Here is a 14,712-nt window from a genome sequence, read left to right on the forward strand (position 1 = left end):
CCCGTCAATAGTCGCAAGAATTACCTGTTAGTGTCGAGAGGCTCGACTCGATGCTTTCAGATGCCCTCTCGTACCCGCTCGACGGTGATAGCTGGATCCGAACGGTCCTGATCGGCGGCTTGCTGAGCCTCCTGACGGTGTTCGTGGTCCCGATATTCTTCCTCCAAGGCTACTACGTTCGCGTGCTTCGCGGCGTGACCAACGACGACCCCAACCCCCCGGAGTTCAGAGACTGGGGTGACCTCCTCGTCGACGGACTGAAACTGTTCGCGGTGAACCTCGTCGTCGGACTCGTCGCCTTCCTCGCGCTGGGCGTCGTCGCGGTGATCTTCGGGGCCGGATCGCTCCTGTCCGCCGGGGGTGCCGGCGGCGATCCGGGTGCCGCCGCCGGCGGCGCCTTCGCGGCGTTCGGCGTCGTTGGGTTCCTGCTGTTCATCGCGTTCGCGCTCGTTCTCGGCTACGTCGCACCGGGGATGTTCGCGAACTTCGCCCGCGAGGACTCCATCGCCGCGGCGTTCGACGTCTCGACGATCGTCGCGGGCGTGACGACGATCGAATACCTCACCGCGTGGGTGCTCGCCGTCGTCGTCGGCCTCGTGCTCGGAACGATTGCGAGCCTCCTCAGCGTCGTCATCGTCGGGGTCTTCGTCCTGTTCTACGTGCAGGTGGTGACGTACTACCTGTTCGGACGCGGCTTCGCGGACGGACTCGATGAGAAGCGCGGCGGGTCGGCGGCGACGACGTACTAGCCGGCTCCCGCTCCGCTGTTATTCGGATTCGTTCGGCCTCGATCGCTCGTGAAACAGTCGGTGGGCGGCTCCGCGAACTTTGCCGATCCGCCTCCGTGAAAAATCGGATTCTCTCTCGGCCGGTAGCTCACTCTCCCTGTTGGACCTCGAAGATCTCATCCGCGACGAGGCCGTGGGCTTCGCGATGTACCTTCTCTCCCGCTTCTTTGCTGGGGCCCTCGAACAGGCAGAAGACGGCATCTTGGTCCTCGTCGACCCAGTAATTCAGGTATTTCACGCCGTGTTTCTCTTGCGTTTCGAGGTCCTTTTTATGAGCTTCTGCAACGTCCTCGGCACTACCGTCGACGTTCCTGTGCACGTCCATGTATAGGGGCATAGTCGTATTCTGATAGGACGTCTCAGAGCTTAAACACCTTAGAATAATTATGTTATTTTACGACACGGAATGTGTTGTTTAGTTGGAACTACGTAGGCCGTGATTGATGCCGTTACACTCCCCCGAATATCCCCGCCGACCGTGGAAACGAGTAGGATAGCAGGACCTTTCTCCCTGCCCCGTCGACCCCCACGTATGCGAATTTCGAGCCGCGGCCGCGGCGAGGAGGGTCGCGAGCGGATGACGCTCGTCCCCGAGAACGTCGACGACCTCTGGCACCTCTCGCACGTCCTCGAGTCCGGCGACCGCGTCTCCGGCGACACCACCCGCCGGATCCAGCGCGACGACGACAAGATGCGAGACACCGGCGGTCAGCGCGAACACCTCTTCGTCACGATCGCCGTCGAGGACGTGGAGTTCGCGCGGTTCGCGAACCGCCTGCGCGTCGGCGGCGAGATCATCGACTGCTCCCGGGAGGATCAGTTGGGGCACCACCACACGCTGAACGTCGAGGAACACGACGAGATCACCATCGAGAAGCACTTCAAGCCCGACCAGGTCGAGCGCATCGAGGCCGCCGAGGAGGCCGCCGAGAACGCCGACGTCGCCATCGCGACCGTCGAGGAGGGCGAAGCGCACATCCACACGGTCGCGCAGTACGGCACCGAGGAGCGCTTCTCCTTCACCGCGCCGACGGGGAAAGGCGAGTACGCGCGGCCGCGCTCGGAGCTGTTCGCCGAGTTGGGGAAGGCGCTCGCCCGGATGGACGTCGACGCGATCATCCTCGCGGGCCCGGGCTTCACCAAGCAGGACGCCCGCGACTACATCGCCGAGAACCACGCCGAAGTCGCCGACCTCATCACCGTCGTCGACACCGCCGGCGTCGGCGACCGCGGCGTCCACGAGGTGCTGAAGCGCGGCGCGGTCGACGAGGTACAGACCCAGACGCGGATCTCGAAGGAGGCCGAACTGCTCGACGACCTGATGGAGGGCATCGCGACCGGCGAGAAGGTGGCCTACGGGATCGAGGAAGTCGCCGAGGCCGCCGACTTCGGCGCGGTCGAGACGCTGCTCGTCGTCGACGACCGGTTGCGACAGGAGCGGCAGGGCGACGGCGACTGGGACGTCGACGTCAACGAGGTCATCCAGACCGTCGAGCGACAGGGCGGCGAGGTGACGGTGTTCTCCGGGGAGTTCGACCCGGGCCAGCAGTTGCGGAACCTCGGCGGCATCGCGGCGCTGCTGCGCTACCGGTTGCAGTGACGACGGCGGTGCGATTTCTCCGCCGACGCAGGTCGTTCAGCGGAACGTGCCGAGGTTGAGCAAAAACAGCGCGTACAGAAGCAGCAGCGTCAGCCCCTCCGAGCGAGTGATCTCTCGGTCCTGCGTGACGAAAAAGTAGAGGACCGTCACGATCACCATCACGGGGAGGCCGTACGATCGGATGCTCGCCGGGACGACGAGGTCGCCCGCGAGACTCGAGACGCCGGTCACGAGAAAACTGTTGAACAGGTTCGAGCCCAACACGTTCCCCACTGCCAGCTCGGGGACTCCCCGCCGAACGGCGATCACGCTCACGAAGACCTCCGGAAGCGACGTCCCGATTGCGACTGCCGTTATCGCGATCAGTTCGGTCCCGACGCCGAGTATCGCCGCGAGGTCGACGATGGAGCGAACGAGCACGTACGCCGCACCGAAGAGCGCACCCAGACTCGAAACTAGGCGAACGAAGGTCCAGCCGCTTACCTCCGGTGCCGCCGCCGCAGAATCCCGCTCGCCGTCGACCGCGCTCTGCTCTGGATCGGCCGCGGTTCCGCTCTCGTCGACTCGGTCACTCGCGTCACTCGTCCCGGGCGACCCCGTCCCAGTCGGGAGCGTCCCGTCGATGATGCCGTCGCCCCCGACGAACTCCTCGACGAGCAGTCCGACGTAGCGGTCCTTCTCGGCGATCGTGAACTGGATGTACACCGCGAGGGCCGCCAGCGCGAGGACGCCCTCGTACCACACGAGCGGCGAGTCCCACGTCGCCACGAGGAGGAACACCGCCGAGCCGACGAGCAGCGGGAGATCGACTTCCACGAGTTCGCGGATGATGCGGACGTCGCCGGCGACGGCGGCGGCGATCCCGAGGACGAGCAGCATGTTCGCCACGTTCGAGCCGACGACGCTCCCGAGAACGATCTCCGGGGCACCCTGGAGGACCGCCAGAACCGACGAGACGAGTTCGGGCAGCGAGGTCCCGCCCGCGACGATCGTGACGCCGATCACGAACGGGGGGACGCCGAACGCCAGTCCGACGTCCTCGGCGGCGGACGTGAACACGTCGGAGGCCGCTAAGAGCACGAGGAGGCTTCCGACGAACAGGACCGCCACGAGGGCGAGCGCGACCATCTGGGGTGGGTTACTCCCCCGTCAACGCCTCGCTACCGGGCGAGAAGTCGATCGTCTGTCCCAGCCCCCCCTGGCGCGCCTTCTCGTAGAGCAGGGTCGCCCCGGCGACCGTCTCGATGCCGGTGCCGCCGCTGTCGAAGAGCGTGATCTCGTCGTCGGACTGCCGTCCGGGGACGTTGCCGGCAACGACGTCGCCCAGTTCGCCGTGGACGTGGTCCTCGTCGACGACGCCCTCCTCCAGCGCGTGCAGGAAGGACCCGGCGTCCTGAAAGGCCCGCTCTCGCAGGTCGGGGACGTACGTCGCCCGCTCGATCGTCCGGGCGTCGAGTTCCCGCTTCTCGGGGTCGTACTGCCCCATCGCGGTCACGTGCGTCCCCGGTTCGAGCGCGTCGCCGTCGAACACGGGCTCGCTGGCGCTCGTCGCGGTCACGACGACGTCGGCGTCCTCGATGGCCGCGGCGGCGGAGGCGACGGCGGCCACGCTGGCGTCGAGTCGGCGGTCCATCTCACCCGCGAACGACTCGCGGTGCTCCTTCGTCGGCGAGAACACCCACACCGTCTCCAGGTCTCGCACCGTCGCCAGCGCGCGCAGTTGTCCCCTCGCCTGCGGCCCGCTGCCGATGATCGCCGCGGACGTGGCGTCCTCCCTCGCGAGCTCGTCGGCCGCGACCGCGCCCGCCGCGCCCGTCTTGAACGGGTTCATACTCGCGCCGTCGACGAGCGCGAGCGGTTCGCCCGACTCGGCGTCGAAGAGGGGAGTCATAAACCACGCGTCTTTCGCGCCGAACCCGGCGGAGTACATATAGCCGCCCATCGTGCCCGTTTCGGGCAGTAGGGCCGCGTAGGTCGTAAAGAAACCCGGCGGATCGGCGTTCGTGAGCTTCGTCCGCGGTTCGGCGGGCGCGCCGTTGCCGCGCTCTCGATACGCGTCGCGGACGGCGTCGACGAACTCCGAGGGCGTCGCGAGGCCGTCGACGTCGTCGCTCGTGAGGAACAGCGTCTCGGTCATACGAGCGGCTTCGACGGCCAGTAGTAAGAACGTGCGGGGCTCGCCTCGACGGCGTCCGTGTGAACCGGTCGACGAACGAAAAGAAACCCGAATGCAGCGCCGAAGCGGGCCTAGTCGGCGTTCTGCAGCGTGATAGAGCTACCCGTGTCCACCGCTTCGGACGTGGAGGTGGCGTTCACCGGCGCGCGCACGAACAGGGCGTGGCCGACGATGACCGCGGCGACGGCGGCTGCGATGGGGACGGCCTGCGTGAGCGAGAGGCTCGTCTGTACGAGGCCACCGGTGAGACCGAAGAGCGTCAGTGGAATCAGGCCGAGAACGTAGTCGTAGTACCCTGTCATAATATACTACATACTACGGGAGTAGCCCATATAATTGTTTTCCATCGATGACTGATATATGTGGTGTTAGTGTGGCAGACGATTCTCATAACTTATGAGCGAAAGTGCGTGCGTGAGTCGCTCTCGCACGGAAAATGAGCAAAAGACCGTGTGGAATGTGCCGCAAGTCCGACCGACACCAAAGTGTTGAACTGCTCGCTCGCGGAAATTCGAACGTGAACTCGAACGATCGGTCGATCGTCGCCCTGGTGTCGTTGGCTCACGGGATGGTCCACACCTACGAGCTGTCGATCCCGATCTTCGTCTCGATCTGGTTGACCGAGTTCGACGTGTTGTCGCTCGGTTTCACCGAGGTCCCCGTCACGCAGGCCACGCTGGGACTGATCGTGACGGTCGGATACGGGGTGTTCGGCGTCGGCGCGCTCCCGGGCGGCGTCCTCGTCGACCGCGTCGGATCTGCCCGACTCATCACGCTCTGTCTGTTCGGAATGGCCGGTTCGTTCCTCCTGCTCGGCCTCTCGCCGAACCTGCTCGTCGTCGCCGTCGCGCTGCTCCTCTGGGGAGTCGCCGCGAGCGTCTACCACCCGGCCGGACTCACGCTGCTCTCGAAGGGCGTCACCGCGCGCGGGACCGGCTTCGCGTACCACGGTATCGCGGGGAACGTCGGCACCGGTCTCGGTCCGCTCGCGACCGCAGTCCTCCTGCTCTTCCTCGATTGGACGGTCGTCGCGACCCTGCTGGCGGTCCCCGCGCTCGTAGCCGGCGCATATGCGACGCGCGCTCGGTTCGATGAAACCGCCGCAGTCGACGCAGCAGTCGCTCGAAACGGCGGCGAAAGCGACGACGGCCCTGGCGGCGACGACGGCGACAGCGGAAGCGACCGCGGGTCGACCGACGTCCGCTCGCTGGCGGAGTTCCTCACCGAGTCCCGACGGCTGTTCCTCGGCGGCTTCGCGCTCGTCTTCGTCGTCGTGATGGCCTCGGGGCTGTACTACCGCGGCGTGCTCACGTTCCTGCCGAACCTCCTCGAGTCGCTGCCCGGTTTCGAGCCGATCCCGCTGACGTCGGTACTGCCCGCCGCCGTGACCGACGCGCTCGGCGTCGAGGCGGGGTCCGCCCGGGCGATCAACCCCGAGCGGTACTTCTACTCCGGACTGTTGATGATCGGCGTTCTCGGTCAGTACGTCGGGGGGAAGCTCACCGACCGGATCCCGGTCGAGGCCGGCCTCGTCGGCGGTTTCGGGCTCTTGGCGGTGCTCGCTGTCGTCTTCCTCCCCGCCGCGAACGCCGGTCTGACGCCGCTTCTCGTCGTCGGGGCGGTGCTCGGCTGTGCGCTCTTCTTGGTCCAGCCGCTGTATCAGGCGACCGTCGCGGAGTACTCCCCGCCGGGGACGCGCGGGCTCTCGTACGGCTTCACGTACCTCGGCGTCTTCGGCGTCGGCGCGCTCGGCGGGGCGATCGCCGGCGGACTCCTGACGTACGCGTCGCCGGCCGCGCTGTTCGCGACGCTGGCGGGGTTCGGTGCCGTCGGATCGGCTGTCGGACTCTATCTGCTCCGTGGGCGTCGCAGCCGGGAAAGTTGAATCCGTTCGCTCAGCCGAGAACCTTGAAGAAGAGCCAGCGGCCGACGACCAGCGCGACGCCGCCGGTGACGAACATCACGACGCCGAAAGAGAGCTGGAAGCCGCCCGAGAACAGCGGCGACGCCCGGAGCGCGAAGCCGACGATCGACCCCGGGACCCACGCGCGGACCGCCAGCGGAATCGCCGCTTTCGCGGATTCGGCAGCGCCGGCGGAGTACGCGCCGACGAGCGGTGCGGCGACCGCCCAGCCGACGAGGAACGGGACGAGCGTCAGGAGCCACCCGACCGGCGCGGTCGAGAGGTACTCGACGCCGTTGTGGTTGATCACGCCGACCGTGAGCACTGCCGAGAGCGCCAGCGCGTCGACGGCGACGAGCGGCGCGGCGCTGGCGTCGATGCGTCGCGCGAGGAACGACTCCTCCGAGGATGACATACGCGGACATTCGGACGCACCCTAAAGGCTTTCTCGGATTCCGGCGGTGACCGTCACTCCGTGGGGACTCGCCCGACGACGACGTACTCGAACCCCTCGCGGACGATCCGCGACTCGAAGCCCGCGTCCGACAGCGCCGCGCAGAGTTCCGCGGGCGTCCAGAAGGTCGAGTCGAACCCGATCACCCGCTCGCCGGCGACGAGCGCGCGCCCGAGCGTCGTCCCCGGGTGGAACTCCTGAACGACGAGGACGCCGCCGGGTGCGACGACGCGCGCGGCCTCGCGGAGCCCCGCCTCCGGATCGGGAAGGTGATGCAGCGCGTCGACGACGACCGCCGCGTCGATCGCGTCGTCGGCGATCGGAAGCGCCCCGACGTCGCCCCTGACGACCTCGTGACCGGCCTCGCGTGCGCGGGCGAGCATCCCCGCGGAGATGTCGACGACGACGGGGTCGAAGCCGACGCGCCGGAGACCGCGCGAGGCCCGACCGGTCCCCCCTGCGAGGTCGAGCACCCGCTCGATCGGCCGGTCCGCGAAGGCGAACCCGTCGCGGAGCGGCCGCACCCGCGCGGGCGGCATCGCGAGGTCGTACAGTCGCGCCAACCGATCGAAGAAGCGGACGTCGCCCGGGCCGAAGCGCGAGGTCATAGCGGTCGTACGGACCGGAACGGAAAGGGCCTACCGAATCGCTCGACTCTTTGGCCCCCGCGACGTATCGCGACCGATGGAGTTTGTGGTTCTGGGCTGGCCGCCCGAGGGTCCGACGCTCCGGTTGGACTACCGGCGGTTCGCCTACGCGGGGAAGTTCGTGATGTCGAACACGGGCAAGGCGGTCGTCCGCGAACCCGAGACTGGCACGGAGGGAGGCGACGGCGATGCCGACGCCGACCCCGACGATGACTACGCTGCCGACGTCGTCGCCGCGCTCGCGTTCAACGCCGACCGGACCGACGACGCGGTTCTCTGGTACCGATACGTCACTGTTCGCTCGGACGCCAAGGGTTCGGAACGCGGCCCGCGTCTGGCCGCGTTCGTCGCCCCGCGCGCCGCAGAAAGGGGATACGAGCGTCTCAGGATCGCCGTCAACAACCCGTTCGCCTACGAGGCGATGTACAAGGCGGGGTTCGCCTGGACCGGCGAGGAGACCGGCGTCGCCGAACTGGTGCTGGAACGGCCCGCGAGTCGACCGGCGTCGACCGCGTCGACCGCGGCGTCCGAACCCGAGACGGCGGAGACCTATCGGACCGGCCTCGATCGCTACCGGGCGCGGGACCTCGGCGATCCCGAGGCGTCCTTCCTCCGCGAGCGCGTCGGCGCGGACCCGCCGGCTCTGTGCGCCGTCCCCGGTCCGCGAGGCGACGGTAACCCCGAGGATTAAATCGTCCCGAAGCCGACGTCACGACAAATGGGAAACGCAGATCTGCGGAGCCTCGCGGCGCTGTCCGAGATCTCCTTCGAGGAGCTCTCCGGGAGCGTCGTCGCCGTCGACGCGCACAACTGGCTGTACCGCTATCTGACGACGACGGTCAAGTTCACGCGCGAGGAGGCGTACACGACGGATTCGGGCGAGGAAGTGGCGAACCTCATCGGCCTCGTGCAGGGGCTGCCGAAGTTCTTCGAGCACGACCTCGTCCCCGTGTTCGTCTTCGACGGCGGCGTCACGGACCTCAAAGACGACGAGGTGGCCGAGCGCCGCGCGGCCCGAGAGAAGGCCGAGGAGCTGAAAGCCGACGCCGAGGAGCGCGGCGACGCGGTCGCCGCTGCCCGCCTGGAGGCCCGGACGCAGCGCCTGACGGACGTGATCCACGAGACGACGCGCGACCTGCTCGAACTGCTCGACGTGCCGGTCGTCGAAGCTCCCGCTGAGGGCGAAGCGCAAGCGTCGCACATGGCGCTCCGCGGCGACGTCGACTACGTCGGCAGCGAGGACTACGACACGCTGCTGTTCGGCGCTCCCTACACGCTCCGACAACTCACCTCGAAGGGGAACCCCGAGTTGATGGATCTCGAAGCGACGCTCGCCGAGCACGACATCACCCGCGAACAGCTCGTCGACGTGGCGATCCTCTGCGGGACGGACTTCAACGAGGGGCTCTCCGGCGTCGGTCCGAAAACCGCGCTCTCGGCGGTCCGCGAGCACGGCGACCTCTGGGCGGTTCTCGACGCCCGCGAGGCCTACATCGAGAACGCCGACCGGGTGCGGGAGCTCTTCCTCGATCCGCCGGTGACGGACGACTACGAGTTCGATACCGACATCTCGCCGGACGTCGACGCCGCGCGAGCGTACGTCGTCGACGACTGGGGCGTCGCCGCCGACGAGGTCGACCGCGGCTTCGAGCGGATCGAATCCTCGCTCGTCCAGACGGGACTGGACGAGTGGACCTGACGGTCTCGGACTGAGCGGACCGGGCCCGAGCGGAGTAGACGGCCGGATCTGACGGCGACGCGCGGTAGATTTTTGTCCCGTCGCGGTCCCCGTTCGGTATGTCCGTTCTCGGGATGGGCCGTTCGCGGCTCTCGTGGTGGGCAGTGGGGCTCGCTCTCGGAGCGGCGCTGTCGTTCGTGATCTACTCCTTCGTCGGGACGTTCGTCTTCGGGCTCTTCATCTACTACGCGACGCGACCGATCTACCGGCGCATCAAGACGCGGATTCGACCGCCGAGCCTCGCCGCGGCCGTCGCGCTGTTCCTGTTGGCGCTTCCGGTACTCGCGCTCGTCGCTTACACCGGTGCAGTCGCCGTCAGCGAGATCATTCGGCTGACGAACACGGGACTGTTCGATCTCTCGCGGTATCCCATCTCCTCGGAGCAACTGGCGCAGCTCACCGACTTCGAGCGGCTCCTGACGATCGAACCGGAGTCGATCACCGGCGAGCGGATCCAACAGGTGCTGTCCTCTCTCGGCTCCGCGAGCGAAGTCCTCGGCTTCGTCGGCATCGGCCTCGTCCACCTCTTCGCGATGATCGCGCTGGCGTTTTACCTGCTCCGGGACGACCGGAAACTCTCGCGGTGGGCGCGGTCCCGAATCGCCGACGACAGAGGCGTGATGGAGGCGTTCCTGGGCGCGGTCGACCGCGACTTCACGAAGATCTTCTTCGGCAACATTCTGAACGCGGTGCTCACCGGGACAATCGGCGTCATCGCCTACTCGGTTTTGAACCTGTTCGCACCGCCGGGCGTCGCGATCCCGGTCGCGGCGCTCGTCGGGCTCTTCGCCGGGGTCGCGAGTCTCATCCCCGTCGTCGGGATGAAACTCGTCTACGTGCCCGTGGCAATCTATATGGGGGTCACCTCGTATTTCGCCGATCCGACGACGATGTGGTTCACCGCGGCGTTCGTCGCCGTCTCGTTCATCGTCGTCGACACGATCCCGGACCTCGTGCTCAGACCGTACGTCTCCGGCCGGAACCTCCACGTCGGGGCCGTGATGATCGCCTACACGCTCGGACCGCTGCTGTTCGGCTGGTACGGAATCTTCCTCGGTCCGATCATCCTCGTGCTCTTGGTCAACTTCGCGCGGCACGTGCTCCCGGTGTTGATCGCGCGAGAACCGCTCGTTCCGTACGCGGTCGATCCGGGCGTCGCGGCCGCGGACGACTCGATCCGCCCGATCGCGAGCCCGGACTCGCCGTCCGCACAGCGGGGCACGGAACCGGAGGGAACGGGGACCGACGAAGAAACCGGAGGGACCGACGGACCGTCGCGAGAACGCAGAGGCACCGAGGCCGACGGCGGAACCGAGCCGTCCGATCCGGACGAGGGATTCGAGTTCGGCGTCGATCTCTCCTAGCCGTGCTCTCCTCTCTCAGTCGTCGATCCCCTCGAACGAGACGTTGATGTAGTTGCTCTCCCAGTCCTTTCGCGCGGCGATCTCGCGTCGACCGCGCCGCGTGAGAGTGTAGTAGTTCGTCCGCCGGTCGCGCTGGCCCTTGTCGACGAGGCCCTTCTCGACGAGGGTGTCGAGGTTCGGATAGAGCCGCCCGTGGTGGATCTCCTTCTCGTAGTACTCTTCGAGTTCCTCTTTGATGGCGAGTCCGTGGGGTTCGTCGAGGCCGGCAATCACGTACAGCAAGTCGCGCTGGAATCCTGTCAGGTCGTACATCGAAGTATTCTAGTTGTATATTAGTGTTCTCCAAAATAAACATATCGACCCGTAGTAGCTGGGGAACGGCATCTGTGGCGCGGCAGCGTCGGTTCGGGTGGTTCCTTGTAGAACGGATCTATCTATTAATTTATACGTCCGTAGTCAACGCACAAATATGTCCAATTACCTATCTTTCGTGTGCCGTGCGGTGATTGGACGCCGGTGTCCGCCGTCGACGACGGGACCGTGCGGCTCACCGAGTGCTCCGACTCGGATCGACGGCACTGGCGGACGCTAGTCTGCCTCGTACGTTCGAAAAGGAAGCAAGCCGCGTGAACTCACGCGGATGCTTGCCGCCCTGAATTGGTCCCCGCTGACGCTTCGGCCCTCCAAAGCGAAGCGTCACTCGGTGGTAACCGACTGTCACACATAAATATATCGGCCTCGGAGAGGCGTTCCGTACTCGCCGCTCCCGGCGGCCGCTCGCGACGCGCTTTTCAGAGTCGCTCCCGAGATTCGAGTATGCGCATCCGTGGCCGCCGGCGCTGCAAAGCGTGCGAGCGCGAGTGGTCGTACTTCGAGACGGGGACAGTGAACTGCCCCGACTGCGGGAGCCTGCGGAGCGTCGGGATCGGCGACCGCGAGAGACACACCGACAGCGCGGTGACGCTCGATCTGTCTCCGCACCGCGCCGAACTCGACGAACACACGGCGGTCGAAGACGTCGCCGAGGATCTGAAAGCGACGCTGCGAGACTACGTCCGTCAGCGGGGGTTCGTCCGCGGCGGTGACCTCCAGCCCGTAGACGACACGGTGCTCGCGGCGGCGGAACTGCTGCAGGCCGTCGACGTACTATCTCGAACCCACGACCCCTCCGATGAGGCGCGCCTGTACGTCCTCGAACTCCTCCGAGGGGCCGACGACGGCGAACGCCCGGAGCCGTCGGCGGTCCCCGACTCGATGGCACCCGCCCGCGGTCTCGGCTACGGCGAGGTCCTCTCGACGTTCTGCAGCGACCTCGGAACGTGGCTCGACGATCACCCCGATCCGGAGGCCGAGCGCGTCCGCGAGACGCTCGAAACGAACCTCCGACGCGTCGAAGCGATGCAGGGGGACGTCTCCGCGACGGAGTCGGAACGACTCGTCCGCGCGTCCCGCGACCTCGTCGCGTATCTGACCGACGGCGACGAGACGGCACTCGTCAGCGCCGAATCGCGGCTCTCGCAGGTCGAGTAGGACCGCCGGCCCCCCGAATCCTCCGACGGCAACGACTTTGGTGACCGGCCGCACACCGTGTTTCCGATGGCCGATCGATTCGATCAACACGCGGTCCGCCACCGGATGAAACTGCTCCGGTCGGACGGCGACGTCACGCTGTATGCGAACCGGGACGACGTCCCCTGTCCGGCCTGCGAGGAGCCGTTCGATCGGCTGCTGCTCACCGAGCGGCGGTCTCACTCGTTCGACCTCGGCGACACCGACCGGCTCTGCGTGGCCCGCGAGGCGGACCGGCTACTCGTGTGCACGCACGAGCGATGACGCGGCCACCTCGAAATCTGAGGTACATTTATCGGTCGCTGTCGTGCACCTACTGTCGATGGACGTCCTACACGCGGCGTTGAACGTCGTCGACCTAGACGCGACGATCGACTTCTACGAATCGCTGCTCGGCCTCGAACGGACGAGAACGGCCGAACTGGATGGCCAACGGATGGTGTGGGTCGGCGGCGAGGGCGACGCGGAACTCCAGTTCCTGGCGGTCGACGAGCCGGTCGAGCCCGCGGGGATCGATCACGTCGCCGTCGCCGTCGACGACGTCGAGGCCACAGTCGAGGAAGCGCAAGCCGAGTGGGGCAGCAGCGTCGTAGTCGACCCGCAGGTCGTCGGCGGCGAAGTCAGGCTGGCGTTCGTTACCGACCCCGACGGCTACCACGTCGAACTCATCGAAGAGCTGGACTGAGAGCGTCGACGCTGCGGTCGTCCCACGTCCGAGCCGAGCCTTTTTATGCGAAAACGCGGCCAGCACCGCCGTGAGTTGAACGCCGACCGCGACGGTCACGGCGGGTGCGCGGCGCGCCGTCGCGGAGCGAGTCGATGCGCCGCCTGCTCGCCCAGAGAGAGCCGCCACATTCGCCAGAAGGAGGGAACCGACGCGGATGCGTCGATAGCGACTGCTACCCCTTGATGTTGCAGACGGGGAACGTCCGCGCGACCTTGTCGCCGATGCCCAACTCGTCGGAGACACGAACCACCTCGTCGACGTCCTTGTAGACGCCCGGTGCCTCCTCGGCGACGGTCGCGCCCGACTGCGCCTTCACGTAGATCTTCTGCTGGTCGCGGAGCTCGTCCCGCACCGTCTCGCCCCAGAACTCCTGCTTCGCCTGCGTCCGACTCATCGTGCGGCCAGCGCCGTGGGCCGTCGAACCGAAAGAGAGATCCAGCGAGTGCTCCCCCCCCCGGAGCACGTACGAGCCAGCGCCCATACTTCCCGGGATGATGATCGGCTGTCCCACGTCGCGGTAGGCCGCCGGAAGCTCCGGTCGACCCGCGGGGAACGCTCGGGTCGCGCCCTTCCGGTGCACGTAGAGCTCTCGCTCTGCGCGGCCGACCGCCTCGTCGGGACTGGTGGGGTGGCCGTCCTCGTCGACGCTGACCTCGTGGACCTCCTTCTTCCCGATGTTATGTGCGACGTCGTAGAGCAGTTCCATCTCCATCTCCTCCCAGTCGCGGCCGAACACGCGCTCGAAGACGCGCCGCGTGCGGTGCATAATCAGCTGGCGGTTCACCCACGCGAAGTTGATCGCCGCACACATCGCGCCGTAGTAGTCCTCGGCCAACTCCGATCCCGCCGGGGCGGCCGCCAGTTCGCGGTCCGGGAGGTCCGCGAGGAGGTCGCCGTGTCGCTTCTCGATCTCACGGAGGTAATCCGAGCAGATCTGGTGTCCGAGGCCGCGGGACCCACAGTGGATGAGGACGACGATCTGGTCTTCTTCGAGTCCGAACTCCGCGGCGACGTCCGGCCGGAAGACGTCGGTGACCCGCTGGACTTCGAGGAAGTGGTTCCCCGAACCGAGGCTGCCGACCTGGTTCTTGCCCCGGTCTTTGGCCTTCTGCGACACCGCGTCGGGGTCGGCGTCGGGGCGCATCCCCTCGTCCTCGCAGTGCGTGAGGTCGTCCTCGACGGCGTAGCCGTGTTCGAGCGCCCAGTCGACGCCGCGGTTCAGGATCTCCTCCAGCGTGTCGCGGTCGCCTCGACGATGCCGCCCCCGCCGAGTCCGGAGGGAATGTTAGCGAAGAGCGCGTCGACGAGTTCCTCCTCGTGGCCGACCAACTCGTCGTACGTCAGGTTCGTCCGCATCATCCTGACGCCGCAGTTGATGTCGTAGCCGATCGCGCCCGGCGAGATACAGCCGGTCTCGACGTCCGTCGCGCCGACGCCGCCGACGGGGAAGCCGTAGCCCTGGTGGCCGTCGGGCATACAGAGCGCGTGTTCGGCGATGCCCGGGAGGTGCGTCGCGTTGCGGAGCTGCTGGAGCGTCTTGTCGCCGCCGATCTGATCGAGCAGCGCCTCGCTGGCGAGCACTCGCGCGGGGACCCGCATCTCGCCCTCGCGCGGGATCTCCCGACGTGCTCGCGCACGCGTTCGAGACGGATGCCGTCGTACTCGCTGACGTCGCGGTCGCTGTCGTCGACGTGGTCGCTCATACGAGTGGTAACGGGATCCCGCGAGGAAAGCGTTCCCTTCGGA

16 protein-coding genes and 1 pseudogene are annotated in these 14,712 nt (G+C 67.0%); 9 read left to right on the top strand and 8 right to left on the bottom strand.

Annotation, left to right across the window (positions count from 1 at the left end):
- The first annotated feature begins 50 nt into the window (after positions 1-50).
- Positions 51-749, top strand: a complete 699-nt coding sequence (locus tag ACP99_RS00875; protein ID WP_049984788.1) for a DUF4013 domain-containing protein — start codon at positions 51-53, stop codon at positions 747-749.
- Positions 750-876: 127 nt separating this feature from the next.
- Here the strand turns inward: ACP99_RS00875 and ACP99_RS00880 are convergent, their stop codons facing one another.
- Positions 877-1,113, bottom strand: a complete 237-nt coding sequence (locus tag ACP99_RS00880; protein ID WP_049984931.1) for a DUF4242 domain-containing protein — start codon at positions 1,111-1,113, stop codon at positions 877-879.
- Between the two features lie 207 nt (positions 1,114-1,320).
- On the opposite strand from ACP99_RS00880, the gene ACP99_RS00885 reads away from it, so the two are divergent.
- Entirely contained in the window at positions 1,321-2,388 is a 1,068-nt protein-coding gene (locus ACP99_RS00885; RefSeq protein WP_049984789.1) for an mRNA surveillance protein pelota, read from the top strand.
- Between the two features lie 36 nt (positions 2,389-2,424).
- Here the strand turns inward: ACP99_RS00885 and ACP99_RS00890 are convergent, their stop codons facing one another.
- The 3 genes from ACP99_RS00890 to ACP99_RS00900 form a co-directional block, all read right to left on the bottom strand.
- Positions 2,425-3,516, bottom strand: a complete 1,092-nt coding sequence (locus ACP99_RS00890) for a calcium/sodium antiporter (RefSeq protein WP_049984790.1) — start codon at positions 3,514-3,516, stop codon at positions 2,425-2,427.
- 10 nt (positions 3,517-3,526) lie between these two features.
- Positions 3,527-4,525 carry an ornithine cyclodeaminase family protein gene (locus ACP99_RS00895; protein WP_049984791.1) on the bottom strand — a complete coding sequence of 333 codons (999 nt, stop codon included), beginning with the start codon at positions 4,523-4,525 and terminating at the stop codon, positions 3,527-3,529.
- A 110-nt stretch (positions 4,526-4,635) separates the two neighbouring features.
- Positions 4,636-4,866: a hypothetical protein gene (locus ACP99_RS00900; RefSeq protein ID WP_049984792.1), complete on the bottom strand. Its 231-nt coding sequence runs from the start codon at positions 4,864-4,866 to the stop codon at positions 4,636-4,638.
- A gap of 155 nt (positions 4,867-5,021) precedes the next feature.
- Here ACP99_RS00900 and ACP99_RS00905 point away from each other — a divergent pair, with 155 nt between their 5' ends.
- Positions 5,022-6,449, top strand: a complete 1,428-nt coding sequence (locus tag ACP99_RS00905; protein WP_197052325.1) for an MFS transporter — start codon at positions 5,022-5,024, stop codon at positions 6,447-6,449.
- A gap of 10 nt (positions 6,450-6,459) precedes the next feature.
- Here ACP99_RS00905 and ACP99_RS00910 read toward each other — a convergent pair whose 3' ends face one another.
- Both ACP99_RS00910 and ACP99_RS00915 read right to left on the bottom strand, forming a co-directional pair.
- Complete coding sequence (locus ACP99_RS00910; protein WP_049984794.1) at positions 6,460-6,882, bottom strand: DUF3054 domain-containing protein; 423 nt, start codon at positions 6,880-6,882, stop codon at positions 6,460-6,462.
- Positions 6,883-6,935: 53 nt separating this feature from the next.
- Positions 6,936-7,529, bottom strand: a complete 594-nt coding sequence (locus tag ACP99_RS00915; protein WP_049984795.1) for a class I SAM-dependent methyltransferase — start codon at positions 7,527-7,529, stop codon at positions 6,936-6,938.
- A gap of 76 nt (positions 7,530-7,605) precedes the next feature.
- Between ACP99_RS00915 and ACP99_RS00920 the strand changes: the two genes are divergently transcribed.
- The 3 genes from ACP99_RS00920 to ACP99_RS00930 all read left to right on the top strand — a co-directional run bounded on the left by ACP99_RS00920 (position 7,606) and on the right by ACP99_RS00930 (position 10,670).
- On the top strand, positions 7,606-8,259 hold the full coding sequence (locus ACP99_RS00920) for a hypothetical protein (protein WP_049984796.1): 654 nt from the start codon (positions 7,606-7,608) through the stop codon (positions 8,257-8,259).
- A gap of 27 nt (positions 8,260-8,286) precedes the next feature.
- On the top strand, positions 8,287-9,267 hold the full coding sequence (fen, locus tag ACP99_RS00925) for a flap endonuclease-1 (RefSeq protein ID WP_049984797.1): 981 nt from the start codon (positions 8,287-8,289) through the stop codon (positions 9,265-9,267).
- A 98-nt stretch (positions 9,268-9,365) separates the two neighbouring features.
- Positions 9,366-10,670 carry an AI-2E family transporter gene (locus ACP99_RS00930; RefSeq protein WP_049984798.1) on the top strand — a complete coding sequence of 435 codons (1,305 nt, stop codon included), beginning with the start codon at positions 9,366-9,368 and terminating at the stop codon, positions 10,668-10,670.
- A 15-nt stretch (positions 10,671-10,685) separates the two neighbouring features.
- On the opposite strand, the gene ACP99_RS00935 is transcribed toward ACP99_RS00930, so the two are convergent.
- Positions 10,686-10,982, bottom strand: coding sequence for a PadR family transcriptional regulator (locus ACP99_RS00935; RefSeq protein ID WP_049984799.1), 297 nt, complete (start codon positions 10,980-10,982; stop codon positions 10,686-10,688).
- 504 nt (positions 10,983-11,486) lie between these two features.
- Here ACP99_RS00935 and ACP99_RS00940 point away from each other — a divergent pair.
- From ACP99_RS00940 to ACP99_RS00950, 3 genes are all read left to right on the top strand, one after another.
- Complete coding sequence (locus ACP99_RS00940) at positions 11,487-12,200, top strand: DUF7117 family protein (protein WP_049984800.1); 714 nt, start codon at positions 11,487-11,489, stop codon at positions 12,198-12,200.
- Between the two features lie 66 nt (positions 12,201-12,266).
- Entirely contained in the window at positions 12,267-12,503 is a 237-nt protein-coding gene (locus ACP99_RS00945; protein WP_049984801.1) for a DUF7385 family protein, read from the top strand.
- Between the two features lie 58 nt (positions 12,504-12,561).
- Complete coding sequence (locus ACP99_RS00950; RefSeq protein WP_049984802.1) at positions 12,562-12,924, top strand: VOC family protein; 363 nt, start codon at positions 12,562-12,564, stop codon at positions 12,922-12,924.
- Between the two features lie 214 nt (positions 12,925-13,138).
- On the opposite strand, the pseudogene ACP99_RS00955 reads toward ACP99_RS00950, so the two are convergent.
- Positions 13,139-14,669: pseudogene (locus ACP99_RS00955) on the bottom strand (RtcB family protein).
- Between the last annotated feature and the right edge of the window lie 43 nt (positions 14,670-14,712).

The sequence above is a fragment of the Halobellus rufus genome, assembly GCF_000739575.1.
In the GTDB taxonomy this organism is placed as follows: Archaea; Halobacteriota; Halobacteria; order Halobacteriales; family Haloferacaceae; genus Haloquadratum; species Haloquadratum rufum.

Bases quoted from the DNA above. Each gene is read 5' to 3' on its own strand.
- ACP99_RS00920 (WP_049984796.1), top strand. From the start codon at position 7,606: ATGGAGTTTGTGGTTCTGGGCTGGCCGCCCGAGGGTCCGACGCTCCGG.
- ACP99_RS00935 (WP_049984799.1), bottom strand. From the start codon at position 10,982: ATGTACGACCTGACAGGATTCCAGCGCGACTTGCTGTACGTGATTGCC.
- ACP99_RS00950 (WP_049984802.1), top strand. From the start codon at position 12,562: ATGGACGTCCTACACGCGGCGTTGAACGTCGTCGACCTAGACGCGACG.
- ACP99_RS00915 (WP_049984795.1), bottom strand. From the start codon at position 7,529: ATGACCTCGCGCTTCGGCCCGGGCGACGTCCGCTTCTTCGATCGGTTG.
- ACP99_RS00895 (WP_049984791.1), bottom strand. From the start codon at position 4,525: ATGACCGAGACGCTGTTCCTCACGAGCGACGACGTCGACGGCCTCGCG.
- ACP99_RS00905 (WP_197052325.1), top strand. From the start codon at position 5,022: ATGTGCCGCAAGTCCGACCGACACCAAAGTGTTGAACTGCTCGCTCGC.
- ACP99_RS00885 (WP_049984789.1), top strand. From the start codon at position 1,321: ATGCGAATTTCGAGCCGCGGCCGCGGCGAGGAGGGTCGCGAGCGGATG.
- ACP99_RS00875 (WP_049984788.1), top strand. From the start codon at position 51: ATGCTTTCAGATGCCCTCTCGTACCCGCTCGACGGTGATAGCTGGATC.
- ACP99_RS00900 (WP_049984792.1), bottom strand. From the start codon at position 4,866: ATGACAGGGTACTACGACTACGTTCTCGGCCTGATTCCACTGACGCTC.
- ACP99_RS00945 (WP_049984801.1), top strand. From the start codon at position 12,267: ATGGCCGATCGATTCGATCAACACGCGGTCCGCCACCGGATGAAACTG.
- ACP99_RS00930 (WP_049984798.1), top strand. From the start codon at position 9,366: ATGTCCGTTCTCGGGATGGGCCGTTCGCGGCTCTCGTGGTGGGCAGTG.
- ACP99_RS00890 (WP_049984790.1), bottom strand. From the start codon at position 3,516: ATGGTCGCGCTCGCCCTCGTGGCGGTCCTGTTCGTCGGAAGCCTCCTC.
- fen (WP_049984797.1), top strand. From the start codon at position 8,287: ATGGGAAACGCAGATCTGCGGAGCCTCGCGGCGCTGTCCGAGATCTCC.
- ACP99_RS00910 (WP_049984794.1), bottom strand. From the start codon at position 6,882: ATGTCATCCTCGGAGGAGTCGTTCCTCGCGCGACGCATCGACGCCAGC.
- ACP99_RS00880 (WP_049984931.1), bottom strand. From the start codon at position 1,113: ATGGACGTGCACAGGAACGTCGACGGTAGTGCCGAGGACGTTGCAGAA.
- ACP99_RS00940 (WP_049984800.1), top strand. From the start codon at position 11,487: ATGCGCATCCGTGGCCGCCGGCGCTGCAAAGCGTGCGAGCGCGAGTGG.